At 59.6% G+C, this 16,702-nt stretch carries 20 protein-coding genes; 10 read left to right on the forward strand and 10 right to left on the reverse strand.

What is annotated here, in order from left to right; translation table 11 throughout:
• Positions 1-5: 5 nt before the first annotated feature.
• Both J7382_RS14590 and J7382_RS14595 read right to left on the reverse strand, forming a co-directional pair.
• Entirely contained in the window at positions 6-1,010 is a 1,005-nt protein-coding gene (locus J7382_RS14590; protein ID WP_209069775.1) for a TIGR01620 family protein, read from the reverse strand.
• Positions 1,007-2,419 (reverse strand): YcjX family protein, encoded by a 1,413-nt coding sequence (locus J7382_RS14595; protein ID WP_209069776.1) that lies wholly within the window; start codon positions 2,417-2,419, stop codon positions 1,007-1,009. Before J7382_RS14595 ends, J7382_RS14590 begins: the two co-directional genes overlap by 4 nt.
• 147 nt (positions 2,420-2,566) lie before the next feature.
• Here J7382_RS14595 and truA point away from each other — a divergent pair, with 147 nt between their 5' ends.
• Together truA and J7382_RS14605 are read left to right on the forward strand one after the other, a co-directional pair.
• Positions 2,567-3,331, forward strand: coding sequence for a tRNA pseudouridine(38-40) synthase TruA (truA, locus tag J7382_RS14600; RefSeq protein WP_209069777.1), 765 nt, complete (start codon positions 2,567-2,569; stop codon positions 3,329-3,331).
• Positions 3,332-3,580: 249 nt separating this feature from the next.
• Complete coding sequence (locus J7382_RS14605) at positions 3,581-4,702, forward strand: beta-ketoacyl-ACP synthase III (protein WP_209069778.1); 1,122 nt, start codon at positions 3,581-3,583, stop codon at positions 4,700-4,702.
• A 415-nt stretch (positions 4,703-5,117) separates the two neighbouring features.
• Here J7382_RS14605 and J7382_RS14610 read toward each other — a convergent pair whose 3' ends face one another.
• Positions 5,118-5,921, reverse strand: a complete 804-nt coding sequence (locus J7382_RS14610; protein WP_209069779.1) for a LuxR C-terminal-related transcriptional regulator — start codon at positions 5,919-5,921, stop codon at positions 5,118-5,120.
• A 75-nt stretch (positions 5,922-5,996) separates the two neighbouring features.
• A complete protein-coding gene (locus tag J7382_RS14615; protein ID WP_209069780.1) occupies positions 5,997-6,455 on the reverse strand; it encodes a hypothetical protein in 459 nt (152 codons plus the stop codon).
• 393 nt (positions 6,456-6,848) lie between these two features.
• On the opposite strand from J7382_RS14615, the gene J7382_RS14620 reads away from it, so the two are divergent.
• Positions 6,849-7,466 carry a thymidine kinase gene (locus J7382_RS14620; protein WP_209069932.1) on the forward strand — a complete coding sequence of 206 codons (618 nt, stop codon included), beginning with the start codon at positions 6,849-6,851 and terminating at the stop codon, positions 7,464-7,466.
• A gap of 29 nt (positions 7,467-7,495) precedes the next feature.
• Here the strand turns inward: J7382_RS14620 and J7382_RS14625 are convergent, their stop codons facing one another.
• From J7382_RS14625 to J7382_RS14640, 4 genes are read right to left on the reverse strand one after another with little or no spacing between them, the layout of a single operon-like run.
• Positions 7,496-8,449 carry a D-glycerate dehydrogenase gene (locus J7382_RS14625; RefSeq protein WP_209069781.1) on the reverse strand — a complete coding sequence of 318 codons (954 nt, stop codon included), beginning with the start codon at positions 8,447-8,449 and terminating at the stop codon, positions 7,496-7,498.
• The gene (locus tag J7382_RS14630) at positions 8,446-8,799 is read right to left on the reverse strand and encodes a tRNA-binding protein (protein WP_209069782.1); all 354 of its coding nucleotides are present in this window, start codon (positions 8,797-8,799) and stop codon (positions 8,446-8,448) included. The genes J7382_RS14625 and J7382_RS14630 overlap by 4 nt, the downstream gene beginning before the upstream one ends.
• Positions 8,792-9,607 (reverse strand): pyrroline-5-carboxylate reductase, encoded by an 816-nt coding sequence (proC, locus tag J7382_RS14635; protein WP_209069783.1) that lies wholly within the window; start codon positions 9,605-9,607, stop codon positions 8,792-8,794. The genes J7382_RS14630 and proC overlap by 8 nt, the downstream gene beginning before the upstream one ends.
• Positions 9,608-9,639: 32 nt before the next feature.
• Positions 9,640-10,140, reverse strand: a complete 501-nt coding sequence (locus J7382_RS14640) for a YbjN domain-containing protein (RefSeq protein ID WP_209069784.1) — start codon at positions 10,138-10,140, stop codon at positions 9,640-9,642.
• A gap of 265 nt (positions 10,141-10,405) precedes the next feature.
• On the opposite strand from J7382_RS14640, the gene J7382_RS14645 reads away from it, so the two are divergent.
• Positions 10,406-11,233, forward strand: a complete 828-nt coding sequence (locus tag J7382_RS14645) for a PhzF family phenazine biosynthesis protein (protein ID WP_209069785.1) — start codon at positions 10,406-10,408, stop codon at positions 11,231-11,233.
• Between the two features lie 15 nt (positions 11,234-11,248).
• Here the strand turns inward: J7382_RS14645 and J7382_RS14650 are convergent, their stop codons facing one another.
• The gene (locus J7382_RS14650; RefSeq protein WP_209069786.1) at positions 11,249-11,539 is read right to left on the reverse strand and encodes a hypothetical protein; all 291 of its coding nucleotides are present in this window, start codon (positions 11,537-11,539) and stop codon (positions 11,249-11,251) included.
• A 77-nt stretch (positions 11,540-11,616) separates the two neighbouring features.
• Positions 11,617-11,862, reverse strand: coding sequence for an accessory factor UbiK family protein (locus J7382_RS14655; protein WP_209069787.1), 246 nt, complete (start codon positions 11,860-11,862; stop codon positions 11,617-11,619).
• Positions 11,863-11,983: 121 nt separating this feature from the next.
• Between J7382_RS14655 and lgt the strand changes: the two genes are divergently transcribed.
• The 6 genes from lgt to J7382_RS14685 all read left to right on the forward strand — a co-directional run bounded on the left by lgt (position 11,984) and on the right by J7382_RS14685 (position 16,693).
• Positions 11,984-12,853 (forward strand): prolipoprotein diacylglyceryl transferase, encoded by an 870-nt coding sequence (lgt, locus tag J7382_RS14660; RefSeq protein ID WP_209069788.1) that lies wholly within the window; start codon positions 11,984-11,986, stop codon positions 12,851-12,853.
• Positions 12,850-13,908: an SAM-dependent methyltransferase gene (locus J7382_RS14665; RefSeq protein WP_209069789.1), complete on the forward strand. Its 1,059-nt coding sequence runs from the start codon at positions 12,850-12,852 to the stop codon at positions 13,906-13,908. The genes lgt and J7382_RS14665 overlap by 4 nt, the downstream gene beginning before the upstream one ends.
• A complete protein-coding gene (gene pgeF / locus J7382_RS14670) occupies positions 13,905-14,663 on the forward strand; it encodes a peptidoglycan editing factor PgeF (RefSeq protein WP_209069790.1) in 759 nt (252 codons plus the stop codon). Before J7382_RS14665 ends, pgeF begins: the two co-directional genes overlap by 4 nt.
• A 160-nt stretch (positions 14,664-14,823) precedes the next feature.
• Positions 14,824-14,964: a hypothetical protein gene (locus tag J7382_RS14675; RefSeq protein WP_209069791.1), complete on the forward strand. Its 141-nt coding sequence runs from the start codon at positions 14,824-14,826 to the stop codon at positions 14,962-14,964.
• A 171-nt stretch (positions 14,965-15,135) separates the two neighbouring features.
• Positions 15,136-15,627: a 5-(carboxyamino)imidazole ribonucleotide mutase gene (gene purE, locus J7382_RS14680; RefSeq protein ID WP_058239542.1), complete on the forward strand. Its 492-nt coding sequence runs from the start codon at positions 15,136-15,138 to the stop codon at positions 15,625-15,627.
• Positions 15,620-16,693: a 5-(carboxyamino)imidazole ribonucleotide synthase gene (locus J7382_RS14685; RefSeq protein ID WP_209069792.1), complete on the forward strand. Its 1,074-nt coding sequence runs from the start codon at positions 15,620-15,622 to the stop codon at positions 16,691-16,693. Before purE ends, J7382_RS14685 begins: the two co-directional genes overlap by 8 nt.
• Positions 16,694-16,702 lie beyond the last annotated feature (9 nt).

Consider the following 16,702-nt stretch of genomic DNA (forward strand, 5'->3'; position numbering starts at 1 on the left):
CAAGCTCACCTCTCTTTAGAGAACAGACCGGTCAGAGCCCGTTTCACCAGCCCCGCCACAGAGGGGCGACGCCCCTCCCCAAAAGGCAGCGGTCGGCACACCTCCATTGCAGCAACGCCAACACGCGCGGTCAAAGCGCCATTCACAATGCCTTCGCCAAACCGGCGGCTTACTTTGGCCAGCGCGCCGCCACCCGCGATGGTCCCAATCAGATCATCGCCCGCCGCCACAGCCCCCGTGGCCACCAGATGCGTCATCACCGCGCGAAACAGGCGCCAACTGCCCAGCGTGCCGGACCGGCCGCCATAAACCTCCGCAATCCGCCGGATCATGCGCAGATTGGACGTCAATGCCGCCACCACATCCGCCAGCGCCAGCGGCACCAAGGCGGTCACCGCCGCCACTTGACGGGCCGCTGCCTCCACCTCACGCTGCGCGGCCTTGTCCAGAGGTGCCATCAATGCGCTTTCGGCCAAAGCCAGAAGAGCATCCGCATCCAGCACCTCGTCGCGCTGCCGCCTGAGACTGTCACGCCCCCAAGACAGATCTTCGCGTCCGCGATAGAGCTGCAACAGCGCGTCCACAATGCTCCGCGCCTGTCCCATCTCATGGGCCTGCACTGCCGCTTCTGCACGCATCTTCAAGCCATCCACACGCTTGAGACGCGCCAAACCGGCCAGCTCCTTCAGAACAATCATCACAGCCAGCAAAAGCGCCGCCGCTCCAATCCCCATCACGGCCCATCCAAGATAGAGATTGCGCGCCACCAGCCCCGTGGCAAAATCCCAAGCCGCCATGGACACAGCCGCACTTACGAACATCCCCACAAGCGCCCAGAACCACCGTGTCAAGCGGCTGGGCTTGCGCGCCGCCAATTGCGCTGTGACCTGCATTGCCTGACCTGTCGGGGCTGGTGCCATCAGATCTGGCACAGGGGCGGCCTCTGTTACGTCGACGCCATCGTCAAATTCGATCAGAACGGGCCCGGTTTTGCTTGGTTCGGTGCTCACAGCATATCTCCAATCAAAAACTGCGCCGCGCGGTCCACGCGGATATGTGGCGGGCCGCTCCCCGGACGCAATGTGTTGGCAGCGGGGGCAAACTTCATCACCTGATAGTCGTCATCCAGCCACTTTGCCGCACCAGAGCGGGCCGCATGGAGCAGGACCGTCGGGTCCTCTGGCAATTGACCGGGATAAAAGGCCGCCTGCCGTCCATCCGCCAGCAGCTGTCCGCGCACACAGTCCAACTGACGCCCTTCATGAGCCACCGTTTCCTCCACCGTGGTGCGCAGCGAGGCAAGCGACAGGGCGTCGGTCTTGGCCCCAGCAAACTGCGCGCGATCTGCGGCCTCACGCGTCAGCGCCTGCATGATATTGGTCAACTGCGGATGCTGACGATGGTGGAGGTGATCCGCTTTGGTGGCCGCAAAAAGGATTTTCTCCACCCGTTTGCCCCGCAGCAACCTTGCAAGAAAGGCGTTCCGCCCCGGGCGAAAAGCGGCGAGCGTGTCGGCCAGACCAGCACGCATGTCTTCCACAGCTTGCGGTCCGGCATGAATGGCCCCCAGCACATCGACCAGCACCACCTGCCGATCGATGCGCGCGAAATGATCGCGGAAAAATGGCTTCACCACCTGCGTTTTATAGGCTTCAAAGCGTTTTTCAAACACCCGCCACAACGATCCGCGAGGCGCTTTGCCCACCTCAGGCAAAGGCGCAAATGTCAGAACAGGCGATCCGGCAAGATCGCCGGGCAGCAAAAATCGCCCCGGTGTACAATCTGAAAACCCAGCCTCACGCGCCGCCTGCAGATAGGTGGTAAACTGCGCCGCCAGCGCCTGTGCCTGCGGCTCTGACAGCGGGGCCAGCACATCCGTGTCGCGCAGCAACTCATGATAACGGCGGGCCAGATCCCGCCCCTCGGTGCGCGCCAGCACCTCGCGGCTCCAAGTGGCAAAGCTCTTGTCCATCAGCCCCAGATCCAGCAGCCATTCACCGGGGTAATCCACAATATCCAGATGCACGGTGCGCAGCCCCTGAAAGCCGGACAACAGCCCGTTTGGACGCACCCGCAAAGAGACGCGCAGCTCACTGATCGCGCGGGTGCTGTCTGGCCAGTTCGGCGCGCTGCCCGTCATGGCCGCCAAATGGCGCTCATAGTCAAAGCGCGGCACAAGATCATCTGGCTGTGGCTGTAAAAACGCTGCCTCAATCCGCCCTTCTGCGGCGGCGGCAAGCTGTGGCATCCGCCCCCTGTCCAGGAGATTGGCCACCAAGGAGGTGATAAAGACCGTCTTGCCAGACCGCGCGAGCCCGGTAACGCCCAGACGGATCACCGGATCAAACGCCCCCGTCACCGTCTCTGTGACTGTTTCAATCTGGCGTGCCAGACCCTCTGCAACTGTGGAAATGACCAATTGTGGCCCCTTTGCCTGCTTCAAACCGAACCTAAGCCCGCCGCCGGGGCATTTCCAGTGGGGACAATAGCGCTAAATTTCCCCGCAGATGCCCAGCCACAAAACAGCTCTCTTCAAATTGCTGTGGCAATCGGCTACCTGAGGCGCATGCCCAGATATGCTCTTCAAGTTGAATACCACGGTGCCCCCTTTGCAGGCTGGCAGCGACAGGCCGATCAGCCCTCTGTACAGGGGGCCATCGAGGCGGCGCTGGCGAAGCTTGAGCCACGCGCCCACACCATCGCGGCCGCCGGTCGCACAGATGCGGGCGTGCATGGCCTGGCACAGGTGGCCCATTGCGACATGGAGAAAGACTGGGATCCATTCCGGCTGTCCGAAGCGCTGAATTTTCAACTCAAACCCGCGCCCGTTGCCATTGTGCACTGCGCGAAGGTGGCTGACGACTGGCACGCCCGGTTTTCCGCCACTGAGCGGCGCTATCTGTTTCGCATCCTGATGCGGCGGGCACCCGCCACCCATCAGGCTGGCCTCGTATGGCAGGTGAAACACGATCTGGATGTCGCGGCCATGCAAGCGGGCGCGGATCACCTGATTGGCAACCATGATTTCACCACCTTCCGCAGCTCGATCTGTCAGGCGGCCAGCCCGCAGAAAACGCTTGATGAGCTCAGAGTTGAGCAAGTCGACGGTTTTGGCGGACCGGAGATCCACTTCCATGTGCGTGCGCGCTCTTTCCTGCACAATCAGGTGCGCAGTTTTGTCGGCACGCTTGAGCGCGTGGGCGCAGGCAGCTGGCAACCGGAGGACGTGGCACAGGCCCTGCAGGCCCGCGACCGGGCGGCCTGTGGCCCAGTCTGCCCCCCACAGGGGCTCTATCTGGCCGGAGTCACCTATCCGGACGCCCCGTTCTAAGGGCCTTTCACCCGCGCGATGTTTATGGCGCCAAGCAGGGCTCCCGCGCCAAAGCGCTCATCACAGATGAGGCTTTCGCTTGGGCCCGGCTCAGTTGCGCTGAGCCTGTGCTCATTTTGCACCCAGAGGCAAAACCCGCGACCGCCCATAAAACAAGGCCGCCAAGGAAATTGACCATAGGTCAACCCTTGACGTTCTGTTCAAAAATAAGGCTAGCTGCGCGCCACCAGAACCACTCAAGGCCCAGTTATGTTTAAGCCCGCGATCACCGGAACCGGTGTCTTCACACCTGAGAACATCATCACCAATGACGAGCTGGTCGCCAGCTTCAACGCCTACGCCGACAAAATGAACGCAGAGAACGCCAAGGCCATTGACGCCGGCGAGATGGCGCCCCTGCAACATTCCTCCAGCGAATTCATTTTCAAAGCTTCTGGCATCGAACAACGGCACGTGCTGGACAAAGAAGGCGTCCTAAATCCCGATGTGATGCATCCGCAACTGCGCCAGCGGGACGATGATGAGCCCGGTGTGATGACCGAAATGGCACTGGACGCCTGTAAAAAGGCGCTGGCTCAGGCGCAGGTGGATGCGTCAGAGATCGATCTGGTGATCTGCGCCGCCTCCAATATGGAGCGGGCCTATCCGGCCATCGCAATTGAAATTCAAAAGGAACTGGGTGCGGGCGGCTTTGCCTTTGACATGAACGTCGCTTGCTCCTCTGCCACCTTCGGCATTCAGGCTGCGGCAGATATGGTGCGCGCGGGCTCTGTGCGCAAAGCCATTGTGGTCAACCCGGAAATCTGCTCCGGCCATCTGGAATGGCGCGACCGTGACTGTCATTTCATCTTTGGGGATGTGGCCACAGCCTCGGTGATTGAACGCAGCGAAGACGCCAAGGGCGCGCATTTTGAGATCATCTCCACCCGCTGTGCGACGCAATTCTCCAACAACATCCGCAACAACAACGGCTTCCTGCGCCGCTCGCGCCCGGACGGGGTGATCGACCGCCGCGATATGCAGTTCATGCAAAACGGGCGCAAAGTGTTCAAAGAGGTGGTGCCCATGGTCTCTGCCCACATGCTCTCTCACATTGCGGACGAAGGCATCAGCGCGGACCAGCTTAGCCGCCTCTGGCTGCATCAAGCAAACAAATCCATGAATGACTTTATCGGCAAGAAAGTGTTGGGCCGTACGCCAGAAGACGGGGAGCAACCCAACATCCTGCAAGACTATGCCAATACATCATCCGCAGGATCCATCATCGCCTTCTCCAAATTTTCAGACGACCTCACTCCCGGCGACTATGGCGTGATCTGTTCCTTTGGCGCCGGATATTCGGTTGGTTCGGTCCTGCTGAAGCGCCGCTGATCCGGTCACAATTGGTCACAATGATTCGAGTGTGCCGAGGCTGAAGCCTCCGGCACCTATCATTTATGACAGGTGAAATTCAAAAAACTGTTAAAATTGACAGCTTTGTTAACCTAACTTTCTAAAGTCCTGACACAAAACTCCCCGCCACGATGGGCTACCATCATTGGTGGAGGGAGCTGTTGTCTCATCGTGGTGCTACCCCAGGTGTCCCGAGACAGCAGGTTCGAGGCGCGATTTTCCGCAAATCCCCGTCCGCTCTGTGCTGTCCCGTACAGAGGTTTCAATGCACACCCGTGCACAAATATTCCCGTAGGTCATTTTATGATGCGAGGGTGTTCTGGCTTCCAGAACACCCTTATTTCATGCACACTTTTCAAAGAGACTTTGGCCAATCTTCAAGACCATCTCGGGCTCAGTCTTTTCTGTAGCGGAAAGTGCTGCCATGCGGCACGCCCATTTCCACCAAAACGCCGCCAACTTTTTGGTTCATCCGATGCAGGGGGTCCTGCACCAGCCCAACACTCATGGCCAGCGCTGCCAGATCCGCCCTGTTGGCCAAACCAGTCTTGGCCAACAGGTTGTTCATCCGCTGACGCACCGCAGAAACCGAAATCTCAAGCTGTTCGGCAATCACCTTGTCCTGCAGGCCAGCTCCAATCATCTCAAGCAATTCCCGCTGCTTGTCAGAGATGCTGTTGCGCTGTGTAAACTCGGCGGCAAAATGGGTCTGATAGCGCTGATGCCCCATCATCGCCACCGCGTTGAGCACCCAGCCATGGGTCTGAATGATGTGGCGCATTTCGCGCTTTGAGTGGTCCCCACAGAAGGTGATCAGAGCAGCCTGCGGCGGCGCATGCAGGCGCAAAGGCACAGAAAACCCCGCCCTCAGTCCCCGCTCGGCGGCTTCGCGCAACACCGCATGCCGAGCTTCAGGCATATGATGATACTCGTCGACAAACTCCAGTCCGACAGCAATGGGAGTCAGATGATGCACCGCATGCGTGCGAAAATAGCTCCATTTGGCCACATCCGGATCTTCGTTAAAGGTATTCAACCACGTGCTGTCGTAGGAGGTCCGAATAAAAAGCGTGCGTTTCCAATTGGCAAAGTTATCTGCACAAATAAAATCGATGTACGGCAGATTGAGTGTGCGCCCCACCTCCACAATCAACCCCCACACGTCCGCAGAGCTCTGTGTGGCTTCGAGATCTGTCAAAAAACCCTGCAACAGATCAGGGGTATGTCGCTCGGCCGCCAGCAACGGCCGTCGCTGGCGTGGCCCCGCCATGGCTTAAACGGATTCCTCTTCCAGATGCAGCTTCATATCGACCAGCACCTGCTGCAGCGCCACTGTCTCCTGCAACAGACGCTTTGCCTCTGCAACAGTGATGATGCCATCTTCTATGGACTGATTGTACTCCGCCATCAGCATGGCAAAACGCTGGCTTAAAGCGATCACATCCGCATTGACGCCCCCCTTGTCGTCAGAGTTGCGGCGACGCCCCTCAAGGTTGAGCGAATTTCCGCGCAATTCGGCGAGCGCTGCCGTCACATGCGGATAGGAGGCTGCCTCTTCCAGAGCTGCAACAGCATCAATCGGCATAAATCGATCCGCATGCTCGTCATGCGTGGAATAATACCGCCCCAGTGTCGCCTTGGATTTCCCTGTCAGCGCACAGGCCGCTTCAATACCTACGTCCTTGACCAAAGCCTCAGAATGCTTCTTCAGATAGCTGTCCACCACGGTCATGCACTTGTCCCAACTTCTCGTTATTGCTGCACCTCTTTCCCAGATTTCCCATTTAAGGGGAAGACGTGCAAAATTTTCCCATTTCTTGAATTACCCTGAATCTGTCATTTGAGAAAGACCGGATGCGTTTCGTCCGGCGGTATCAGTTTCCGGCGGGTGGGCCGGATCACAGGAAGAGCGCTGCGCAGCCTGTCACCTGCGCCTTGTTCGGCAATTGAGCCGCACGGCCTGACCCTATCATCCCCATTGGCCTTGGCCACGATGGGACGGGCCGTGCTTCTGATTTTGTGCAAGACCCACCGCCACCTTTCTCTGCCTCAGCCCGAATATTTTCCAGCCAAGCAGCGCATCAGCCTCTTGCACGCCGAGCGCGAAGCGGCCTATCAGGCTGCTATGGCCAAGCTCTACTTTCAATATTCGACGATGAACGCCGGCAAATCGACAGTGCTCTTGCAGGCCTCTCACAATTACCGCGAACGGGGCATGCGGACCTACCTGCTGACCGCGCGGTTTGACAATCGTGCCGGTGAAGGCCGAATTGCCTCGCGCATCGGCATTTCAGAACCCGCAGACACCTTTGATGCCACCTCTGATCTCTTTGCTCAGATCGGCGCCCGCCTGTCTCAAGGCCCGCTCGCCTGTGTCTTCATTGATGAAGCGCAGTTTCTGAGTGAGGCACAGGTCTGGCAACTGGCTCGTGCGGTGGACGATTTGAAGGTGCCTGTCATGTGTTATGGGCTGCGCGTGGATTTTCAGGGCCAGCTTTTCCCGGGCTCCGCGGCATTGCTCGCCTTGGCGGATGAAATGCGGGAGGTGCGCACCATCTGCCACTGCGGCAAGAAAGCCACCATGGTGGTGCGTCAGGATGAAAGCGGACAGGTGCTTCGAGAAGGTGCACAGGTGCAGATCGGTGGCAATGAAAGCTACGTCTCCCTCTGCCGCCGCCACTGGCGCGAAGCAATGGAAGACACCCTCTCGTATGACAGCGTGGCAGACGTCGCCTCAACCTAAACATGCGCGCATCTCAGGACGCGCTGGTATCACACCTGATTGGGCGGTGTTTCTCCACGCTCAAAGGCCAGCAGGTTGTCAACCGCCATCATGCCCATCTGGCTGCGCACCTCCAGCGCGGCCGTGCCCAGATGCGGCAGCAGCGTCACCGTATTGAGCTTGCGCAGCGCCTCTGGAACGCGCGGCTCAAACTCATAGACATCCAAGCCAGCCCCTGCAATTTTACCCGTCTGCAACGCCTCAACCAACGCCGCTTCATCCACCACTTCCCCGCGGGAAATATTAATGAAATGCGCATGGCTCTGCATGGCCTCAAAAATATCTGCATCAAACAGGTGATGCGTTTGAGCCCCACCGGGAACAGCCGCTACAAGCACATCCACCTGCCCCGCCAGATCCGTCAGGCGTTCCACGCGCGTGGCCTCAAACGGAAGGTCTTTGGCAGAGCGGTTCCAATACTTTACCGGCATGTTGAAGCCAAAATGACACCGGGCCGCGATGGCTTGGCCAATACGACCCATACCAACAATACCAACGGTTTTCCCCGTCACATGCAGCCCCAGCATCTGCGTGGGATGCCAGCCTTTCCAACCGCCAGAGCGGACCAGCCGCTCCCCTTCGGCTGCCCGGCGCGCACTCATCAGGATCAGGGTCAATGCCACATCCGCTGTGGCATCGGTCACAGCGCCCGGTGTGTTGCTCACCGCAATGCCAGCGGCTTTTGCAGCGGCGACGTCGATGTGATTATATCCCACCCCAAAATTGGCCAAAAGCTTGCACCGCGGTGTGTCCACATCCGCAAACACGCCCGCGTCAAAGACATCCCCCAATGTCGGCAAGACAAGATCAAAGTTGCGCAGCGCATCGCGCAGCTCATCTGACTGCATTGGCAGATTGTTGAGCCGCACAGTGACATGAAACGCTTCGCGAGCGGCAGCTACCACAGCATCGGGCAGCGGGCGCGTGATCAACAACCGTTTCAATGCAAACGCCCCCCATTAGGCACAACGGCATCTTTGCGCGTGCCATCCGGCCCGATCAACACGATCTCACCGTTTTCATCGGGCAGCCCCAGAACCAATATCTCCGACATGAATTTGCCAATCTGGCGCGGCGGGAAGTTCACCACCGCCATCACCTGCTGACCAATCAGCCCCTCAGGCGTGTAATGCGCCGTGATCTGCGCCGAGCTTTTGCGCACGCCGATGCCACCGCCAAAATCCACCCAGAGTTTGATCGCCGGTTTACGCGCCTCCGGATAAGGCTCCGCCTGCACCACCGTGCCCACGCGAATATCCACTTTCAGGAAATCCTCAAACGCAATCTCAGCCATTGGCCAGCTCCCGGCTACGGTCGGCAGCGGCCCCAACGGTCTTGATCATCAAGGGAGGCAATCCCCCGGCCGGATCCATCAGCACATCAAGGCCTGCCTGCGTTGTGCCATTTGGGCTGGTCACATTGACGCGCAGTTGCTCAGGTGCCTCCTCGGCCTGCTCTGCCAGCGCGCCTGCGCCCGCTACCGTTGCCTTGGCCAGAGCCATGGCCAACTCCGGAGACAACCCCTGTGCTTCGCCTGCCGCCGCCATACATTCGATCATGTGAAACACATAGGCCGGGCCGGAGCCGGATAGGCCCGTCACCGCATCCATCTGGGTTTCCCGCTCAAGGCGCACCACCTGCCCAACCGCCTGCAGCAGCGCCTCTGCCGCTTCCAGCCCGGTCAGACCCGCAGGTCCATTACCCACAATCGCTGTGATGCCCTTGCCCACAGCCGCAGGCGTGTTGGGCATGGCACGCACAATCGGGGTGAGCGCCCCAAGGATATCCTCGTAGGTGGCAATGGAAATGCCCGCCGCAACAGACACAAACAGCGTGTCGCCATTCCCCATTTCCTTAAGCACAGGCAGGGCGTCGCTCATCATCTGTGGCTTGACCGCAATCAGCACTACGGCCGGGGCCTGAGGCAAGTCAGCATTCACATGCACACCGCTCTGGCGCACCCAGTCACTCGGGTTGGGATCCTGCACCCACACAGAGGCAGACGGCAGACCATCCGCCAGCCAGCCCTGCAGCATGGCAGATCCCATCTTGCCGCACCCCAAAAGCACCAGACCGCGCTCGGCAACAAAAGTCATGTCCATGAAAGCCCCCTCTGTGGTTTTGGGGGCCAGTGTTACGCCCGCCCGTAGGCCTCTGCAATGGCTACTTGCATTGCATCTTTCACAGTTTGCTCACCCCAAACCACAAGCTGAAAGGCCGGATAAAACCGCTCTGCATTCTCAATGGCTGTGCGGATCATGGTGTCAATCTGATCCGGGCTCGCCATCTGCCCACCGCTCAACACAAGGCCGTAGCGATAGATCATCAGCTTCTGCTGCTCCCAATAGGTGAAAGCCCCGCCCCAGCATTCGTCATTGACCGCATTGAGCACCTCATAGAGCTGCGGCAGCTTGCTGCGCGGTGGCTCTGCCTCATAGGAACAGACCATCCGCAGGGTCTCATCAAAGGCGGACCAAGCCAGAGTGATCGAATAGGTCTTCCACTGGCCTTCAACGGCCATAGCGATCTGATCATCTGCAATCCGGTCGAAGTTCCAGTCACGCCCCTCGGCGAGATGCTCCACGATGTCGATCGGGTGCAAATCTTCCTCAAGAAACTGTTCTGATAATGCCATAGCGCCACCTCATTTTATCTGCACGCTACGGGATTGGCAGCTCCCCTAGCGCTTGGTGTCTGCTCTAGGGCCTGTGGATAACTCGACCCCCCTAACAATATATGGTGGTGCGCCGACTCATCAGTGTAAAGCAAAATATCTGTGGATAACGCAATAAGTTGTGGATTAATATATGTTAAGCACAAGTCTTCGCCAGATGGGCGCAGGCCCCTAGAACGACTGTGTCCGACACCCTAAAAAACCTCTATTTAAAGGACTTCAGGCCATGCCCCGCAGCTTTGCATTCGCGCAGGTGGATGTCTTCACCGACACGCCAACATGTGGCAACCCGTTGGCGGTGGTGCATGGCGCAGAGGCTCTATGCGACGCGCAGATGGCACAGCTGGCGCATTGGGCCAACCTCAGCGAAACCAGCTTTCTGCTGCCGCCGAGCACGCCAGAGGCCGACTATGGCCTGCGCATTTTTACGCCAACGCAAGAGCTGCCGTTTGCCGGGCATCCCACATTAGGGAGCTGTCACGCATGGCTCACGGCAGGAGGGCAGCCCAAAGGCCTCGATATTGTCCAAGACTGCGCCGCTGGGTTGATCCGCATCCGTCAGGACGCTCAAAAGCTCTTCTTCACGGCGCCACCTCTGTTGCGCAGCGGGCCTTTGGCGCAAGATCTTGTCGCGCGCGCCTGCGCTGGTCTTGGTCTCGATACCGCAGAACTCGCCACGTCGGCCTGGGTCGACAATGGCCCCGGTTGGGCCGCGCTTCTGCTCAACGATCACAACCGCGCCATGGCGATCACACCCGATTACGCGATCCTCAACGGCATGCGCATTGGCATTGTCGCGCCCTCACCAGAGGCCGGGATTGATTTTGAAGTGCGCGGTTTTTCCGCTGGCGGGTTTGAAGATCCGGTGACCGGCAGCCTGAATGCCGGTATTGCCCAATGGCTGATCTCAGCAGACATCGCCTCCACCCAATATGTGGCCGCACAGGGCACCGCCCTTGGCCGCAAAGGCCGCGTGCATGTGGTGCAGGAGGGTACGGAAATCTGGGTGGGTGGCGCAGTGCAGAGCTGCATTGAGGGTACAATCAGGCTTTAATCCTTTGCGCGATGGTCACAGATTTTTTGTTAGGCTACCGTGCCAAAGCCAGCGCCACGCCAACCACAACATCATACCGCAGGCACCAAGGAATACGGCATAATCTACAATCTGATAGGTCCAATAACTTACCGCGCTGACCGCCACCCAGACGTCTGGTGCTTCCCTCAGCACGACAAGATAGGCGCCATTATCTGCCCTGCTATCAAGCACCACGCCACCGATCCAAAAGTGGGCAACGAAGGGCATCGCGAATAAAATCCAAAACACCCCGCCCAACAAACGCTTAATCAGTTGACTGTTCAAAGCGACACTCCCCCGAAAAACAAAAAGGCCAGCCCCAACGGCCAGCCTTTCCAATCCTCATAACAAGCTGGCAGTTCTTAGCCGTCTTTGCCTTCCAGCGCTTCAATGCGGGCCTTGAGCGCTTCGTTTTCTTCGCGTGCCTTCTGCGCCATGGCGCGCACCGCGTCAAATTCTTCGCGGGTCACGAAATCACGGTCCGCCAGCCAGCGGTCCATCAGCGATTTCATCGCGTTTTCGGCCTCGTCCTTGGCACCCTGCGCCACGCCCATGGCGTTGGTCATCAACTGGGACATATCATCCATGAACTTGTTCCGGGTTTGCATCGCACTCTCCGCTAAATGATCCTGCCCCCTATATGGGCACCAAGCCGCTCAGACACAAGGTTGACTTTGTCGCGCCACCAAGGCCACTTGTGGCGCAAATCCATAAGCCCGCGAGCCGCTCATGCCATTTCCCAATATTTCGCCAGAGATCTTCTCGATTTCGCTCTTTGGTATGGAATTTGCCCTGCGCTGGTATGCGCTGGCCTATATCGTTGGCATCCTGATCGGCTGGCGCATTGTGGTGGCCACGGTCAAACGCGCCGAACTCTGGCCCAATGACACTGCCCCGATCACCCCCCGTCAAATCGAAGACCTGCTCAGCTGGGTGATCATTGGCGTGATCGCAGGCGGGCGTCTGGGCTATGTGATCTTTTACAAGCCGGCTTTCTATATCGCCAACCCCGCCGACATCATTCGCATCTGGGACGGCGGCATGTCCTTTCACGGCGGCATGCTGGGGGTGATCCTCGCAGGCTGGCTGTATTGTCGCAAATACGACCTGCGCCCACTTCAGGTGGGGGATGCCATGGCCCTTGGCGTGCCCGTCGGCCTGTTCCTTGGGCGCATTGCCAATTTCATCAATGCCGAACTCTGGGGCCGTCCGACCGATCTGCCATGGGGCGTGGTCTTCCCCGGCTATGCCGCACAGGACTGCGGTCAGCTTGTCGGCCTCTGCGCCCGCCACCCGTCGCAGCTTTACGAGGCGCTGATGGAAGGGCTGATCCTTGGCGCAGTGATGCTCTACCTCGCCTATCGTCGCGGCGCACTCAAACATCCCGGCACCCTGATTGGCGTGTTCCTGATGGGCTACGGCACCGCACGTTTTATTGTCGAATTCTTCCGCCAGCCGGATGCGCAGTTCATCTCTGAAGGCAACCCACTGGGCCTCGTGCTGCATCTCGCGGGCTACGGCTTCACCATGGGTCAGCTCCTATCGCTGCCGATGATCGCCCTTGGCCTTTACCTCGTGATCCGCGCACGCCGCACATGACAGGGCTCACGCAACATCTACTGGCCCGCATTGAGGCCCACGGCCCGATGACTGTGGCCGATTTCATGACCGAGGCGCTGCTGCACCCCACTCTGGGCTATTACACCACACGGGATCCTTTGGGGGCGGCGGGCGATTTCACCACCGCGCCAGAAATCAGCCAGATGTTTGGCGAGCTCATCGGACTTGCTTTAGCGCAAACTTGGCTCGATCAGGGTGCCCCCGCGCCTTTCACCCTCGCAGAATTGGGCCCCGGTCGCGGCACGCTCATGGCGGATATCCTGCGCGCCACCCGCGCCGTGCCCGGCTTTCACGCCGCCGCAGAGCTGCATCTGGTTGAGGCCTCCCCCACCCTGCGCAGAAAACAACGCGACACCATCGCGGCCGATATGACCCATCACGACACCATCGACACAGTGCCCCAACAGCCGCTGTTTCTGGTGGCCAATGAGTTCTTTGACGCCCTGCCCATCCGCCAGTTCCAACGCGGACCCACCGGCTGGCATGAGCGCCTGATCGCCATGCGCGACGGCGCGCTGAGCTTTGCCTTTGGCCCCGAATTGCCACAGCCGCAGCTTGAACACCGGCTGAGCGACACCACACAGGATATGATCGTGGAAACCTGCGCGCCTGCTCTGGGGGTTGCTTCCGAGATTGGCGCGCGCCTGCGCGATCATGGCGGCGCGGCCCTGATCATCGATTATGGTGATTGGCGCTCCAAGGGGGACACGCTTCAGGCCCTGAAAAACCATACCTTTGTTGCGCCTTTGGAAGCACCCGGCGAGAGCGATCTCACGGCGCATGTGGATTTTGAGGCCCTCGCGCAGGCCGCCCCCTGTGCCCATGCCAAGCTCACCCCACAAGGCGTCTTTCTGGAACACCTCGGCATCACCCCCCGCGCGCAATCGCTGGCCACCCGCCTCACGGGGGCCGCTCTGGAAAGTCATATCGCAGCGCATCGGCGCTTGACGCATCCAGAGGAAATGGGAAACCTGTTCAAAGTGCTCGCTCTGTTCCCCAAGACCTGCACACCCCCACCAGGATGCCTGACATGACGCTTGAGATTCTCACCTCTGATCTGCTTGCCCCTCTGCACCACGGGTTCTTCACCCGACGCGGCGGGGCCTCCTCTGGTGTGTTTCACGGTCTCAACTGTGGCACCGGCAGCTCTGATCAGTCTGAAATTGTCGCCATAAATCGCCAACGCGTGGCCGACGCCATGCAGGTTGAGCCCTCCCATCTGACAGGGGTGCATCAATACCACTCTGCCGACGTGCATATCGCCGCCGCGCCACTGACCGGAGAACGCCCCCGCGCGGATGCTCTTGTGACAGCCACGCCCGGTCTGGCCCTGTCGATTCTCACCGCCGATTGCCAGCCGGTTCTCTTTGCCGACGCGGCGGCCGGTGTGGTCGGTGCGGCCCATGCCGGATGGCAAGGCGCTTTGGGCGGCGTCTTGGAGGCCACGCTGGAGGCTATGGAAACCCTCGGAGCCAGTCGCGCCAATACCCACGCCGTCATCGGCCCCTGCATCAGCCAATCCGCCTATGAAGTGGGCCCGGAATTCCTGGATCGCTTTCTGGCGCAGGACGCAGACAATCACCGTTTCTTTGCTCAAGGCACAGGGGATCGCCTGTTGTTTGACCTGCCCGGCTACGGGCTGCACCGGCTGCACAGCGCGGGCATCGGGCAAGCGGAATGGACCCGCCACTGCACCTATTCCGACCCGGATCGCTTCTATTCTTACCGCCGCACCACCCATGCGAAAGAAGCGGATTATGGCCGGTTGATTTCCTGCATCCGCCTGTAAGTTAAAGGCTTTTCAAGACGCACCAAAGTGTCGCGACATTTTCCTTAAATCTGACCAATCCTGCCGCATCTGCGCCGCATTTCCCCACGAGACTGATCTCAAGTTGGAAACAATCGGCCCGCAGACCACCGCAAAGAGGCCAGAGCCCAGGAGAGCAGACATGAAAACCCAAAGCCGCTTCATCAAATCCGTGGTTGCCGCATCCAAGGCCGACACGCCGCAAATGCCATGGGCCCGCGGCACACGCCGCGCCGCCTTTATTGCCAAGCGCAAAGGGGCCACCCTCAAGCGGGCCGCCTAAGACCACAGATCTCCCGACCCCTCGTTTTTCGCAAAGCATCCTGCCCTCCAGCAGGATGTTTTTGCGTTTTGCACAAACATCCAGCGCACAGGCTGTCAAAACCCTGCGCTGCATTGCTTAAATCCCTGAACCGTCTATAACCCTCGCCAAATTCCCATCTCAGAGGCGCATATGACGGACACACCTCAAGTTGGCATCATTATGGGCAGCCAATCGGATTGGCCCACAATGAAAGAAGCCGCCACCATCCTCGAAGAGCTCGGCATTTCCTACGAGAAGAAAATTGTCTCCGCCCATCGCACGCCGGATCGCCTCTGGGCCTATGGCAAAGCGGCTGCAGATCGCGGGCTGCAGGTGATCATTGCAGGCGCAGGCGGGGCCGCCCATCTGCCCGGCATGATGGCCTCCAAGACCCGTGTGCCCGTGGTGGGCGTGCCGGTGCAAACCCGCGCCCTGTCCGGTGTCGACAGCCTCTATTCCATTGTGCAGATGCCCAAAGGTTTCCCCGTGGCCACCATGGCCATAGGTGCAGCGGGTGCCGCCAATGCGGGCCTGATGGCCGCAGGCATTCTGGCGCTACAGGATGCGGATCTTGCCACCCGCCTTGACGCCTGGCGCGACGCGCTGTCTGCCTCTATCCCGGATGAGCCCCAAGATGACTGAACCGCTTCCCCTCGGCGCCACGATCGGCATCCTCGGCGGTGGCCAGTTGGGCCGCATGCTCTCTGTGGCGGCCTCCCGTCTGGGCTATAAAACCTGCATCTATGAACCCGGCGGCGATTGCCCGGCCAGCCATGTGGCGAATTACCACTTCCAGAAAAGCTATGAGGATGCAGAGGCGCTGCGGGCCTTTGCCGAAGCTGTGGATGTGATCACCTATGAGTTTGAAAACATCCCCACCTCCGCGCTGGACATTCTGGAGGCGCATCGCCCCATTCGCCCCGGTCGCGAAGCTCTGCGCGTTAGCCAGGATCGCCTGACAGAAAAGACCTTTCTCAACGATCTGGGCCTGAAAACCGCGCCTTTTGCCAATGTCACCGATGCTGACAGCATGGCCAAAGCGGTGGCCGAGATTGGCGCCCCGTCGATCCTGAAAACCCGTCGTTTCGGCTATGATGGCAAAGGGCAGGCCCGCTTGAAAACCGCCGCCGATGCAGAGGCCGCGTTCGCCGATATGGCCGGTGCGCCTGCGCTTCTGGAAGGCTTTGTCGATTTCTCACATGAGGTCTCCGTGATTGCCGCGCGCGGCATCGACGGTCAGGTCGCCTGTTTTGATCCCGGCGAAAACGTACATGCGGATGGCATCCTACGCACCACCACCGTGCCTGCAAAGCTGACCGCTGGCCAGCGCATGGATGCGGTGCTGCTGGCGGCCAATATCCTCAACAAACTCGATTATGTCGGCGTGATGGGGGTGGAACTGTTTGTCACCGCACAGGGGCTGATTGTGAATGAAATCGCCCCGCGCGTGCACAACTCCGGCCACTGGACCCAAAACGGCTGCACCGTGGATCAGTTTGAACAGCACATCCGCGCCGTCGTGGGCCTGCCTCTGGGCGATGGTCAGCGGCAAAATGATGTGGTGATGGAAAACCTGATTGGCGCGGATATGGACCGCCTGCCAGAGCTGCTCAATGCGCGCGACACTGCCGTGCATCTCTACGGCAAAGCCGAAGTCAAAGCGGGCCGCAAAATGGGCCATATCAATCGCATCACCCGCGACACATGAAAAAAGGCG

Origin of the sequence: Shimia sp. R11_0, assembly GCF_017744035.1 — a bacterium.
In the GTDB taxonomy this organism is placed as follows: Bacteria; Pseudomonadota; Alphaproteobacteria; order Rhodobacterales; family Rhodobacteraceae; genus Shimia; species Shimia marina.

Coding starts and splice junctions, on each gene's coding strand:
- truA (WP_209069777.1), top strand. CDS start 2,567: ATGCCCAGATATGCTCTTCAAGTTGAATACCACGGTGCCCCCTTTGCA.
- J7382_RS14605 (WP_209069778.1), top strand. CDS start 3,581: ATGTTTAAGCCCGCGATCACCGGAACCGGTGTCTTCACACCTGAGAAC.
- J7382_RS14615 (WP_209069780.1), bottom strand. CDS start 6,455: ATGACCGTGGTGGACAGCTATCTGAAGAAGCATTCTGAGGCTTTGGTC.
- J7382_RS14620 (WP_209069932.1), top strand. CDS start 6,849: ATGGCCAAGCTCTACTTTCAATATTCGACGATGAACGCCGGCAAATCG.
- J7382_RS14630 (WP_209069782.1), bottom strand. CDS start 8,799: ATGGCTGAGATTGCGTTTGAGGATTTCCTGAAAGTGGATATTCGCGTG.
- proC (WP_209069783.1), bottom strand. CDS start 9,607: ATGGACATGACTTTTGTTGCCGAGCGCGGTCTGGTGCTTTTGGGGTGC.
- J7382_RS14640 (WP_209069784.1), bottom strand. CDS start 10,140: ATGGCATTATCAGAACAGTTTCTTGAGGAAGATTTGCACCCGATCGAC.
- J7382_RS14645 (WP_209069785.1), top strand. CDS start 10,406: ATGCCCCGCAGCTTTGCATTCGCGCAGGTGGATGTCTTCACCGACACG.
- J7382_RS14655 (WP_209069787.1), bottom strand. CDS start 11,862: ATGCAAACCCGGAACAAGTTCATGGATGATATGTCCCAGTTGATGACC.
- lgt (WP_209069788.1), top strand. CDS start 11,984: ATGCCATTTCCCAATATTTCGCCAGAGATCTTCTCGATTTCGCTCTTT.
- J7382_RS14665 (WP_209069789.1), top strand. CDS start 12,850: ATGACAGGGCTCACGCAACATCTACTGGCCCGCATTGAGGCCCACGGC.
- pgeF (WP_209069790.1), top strand. CDS start 13,905: ATGACGCTTGAGATTCTCACCTCTGATCTGCTTGCCCCTCTGCACCAC.
- J7382_RS14675 (WP_209069791.1), top strand. CDS start 14,824: ATGAAAACCCAAAGCCGCTTCATCAAATCCGTGGTTGCCGCATCCAAG.
- purE (WP_058239542.1), top strand. CDS start 15,136: ATGACGGACACACCTCAAGTTGGCATCATTATGGGCAGCCAATCGGAT.
- J7382_RS14685 (WP_209069792.1), top strand. CDS start 15,620: ATGACTGAACCGCTTCCCCTCGGCGCCACGATCGGCATCCTCGGCGGT.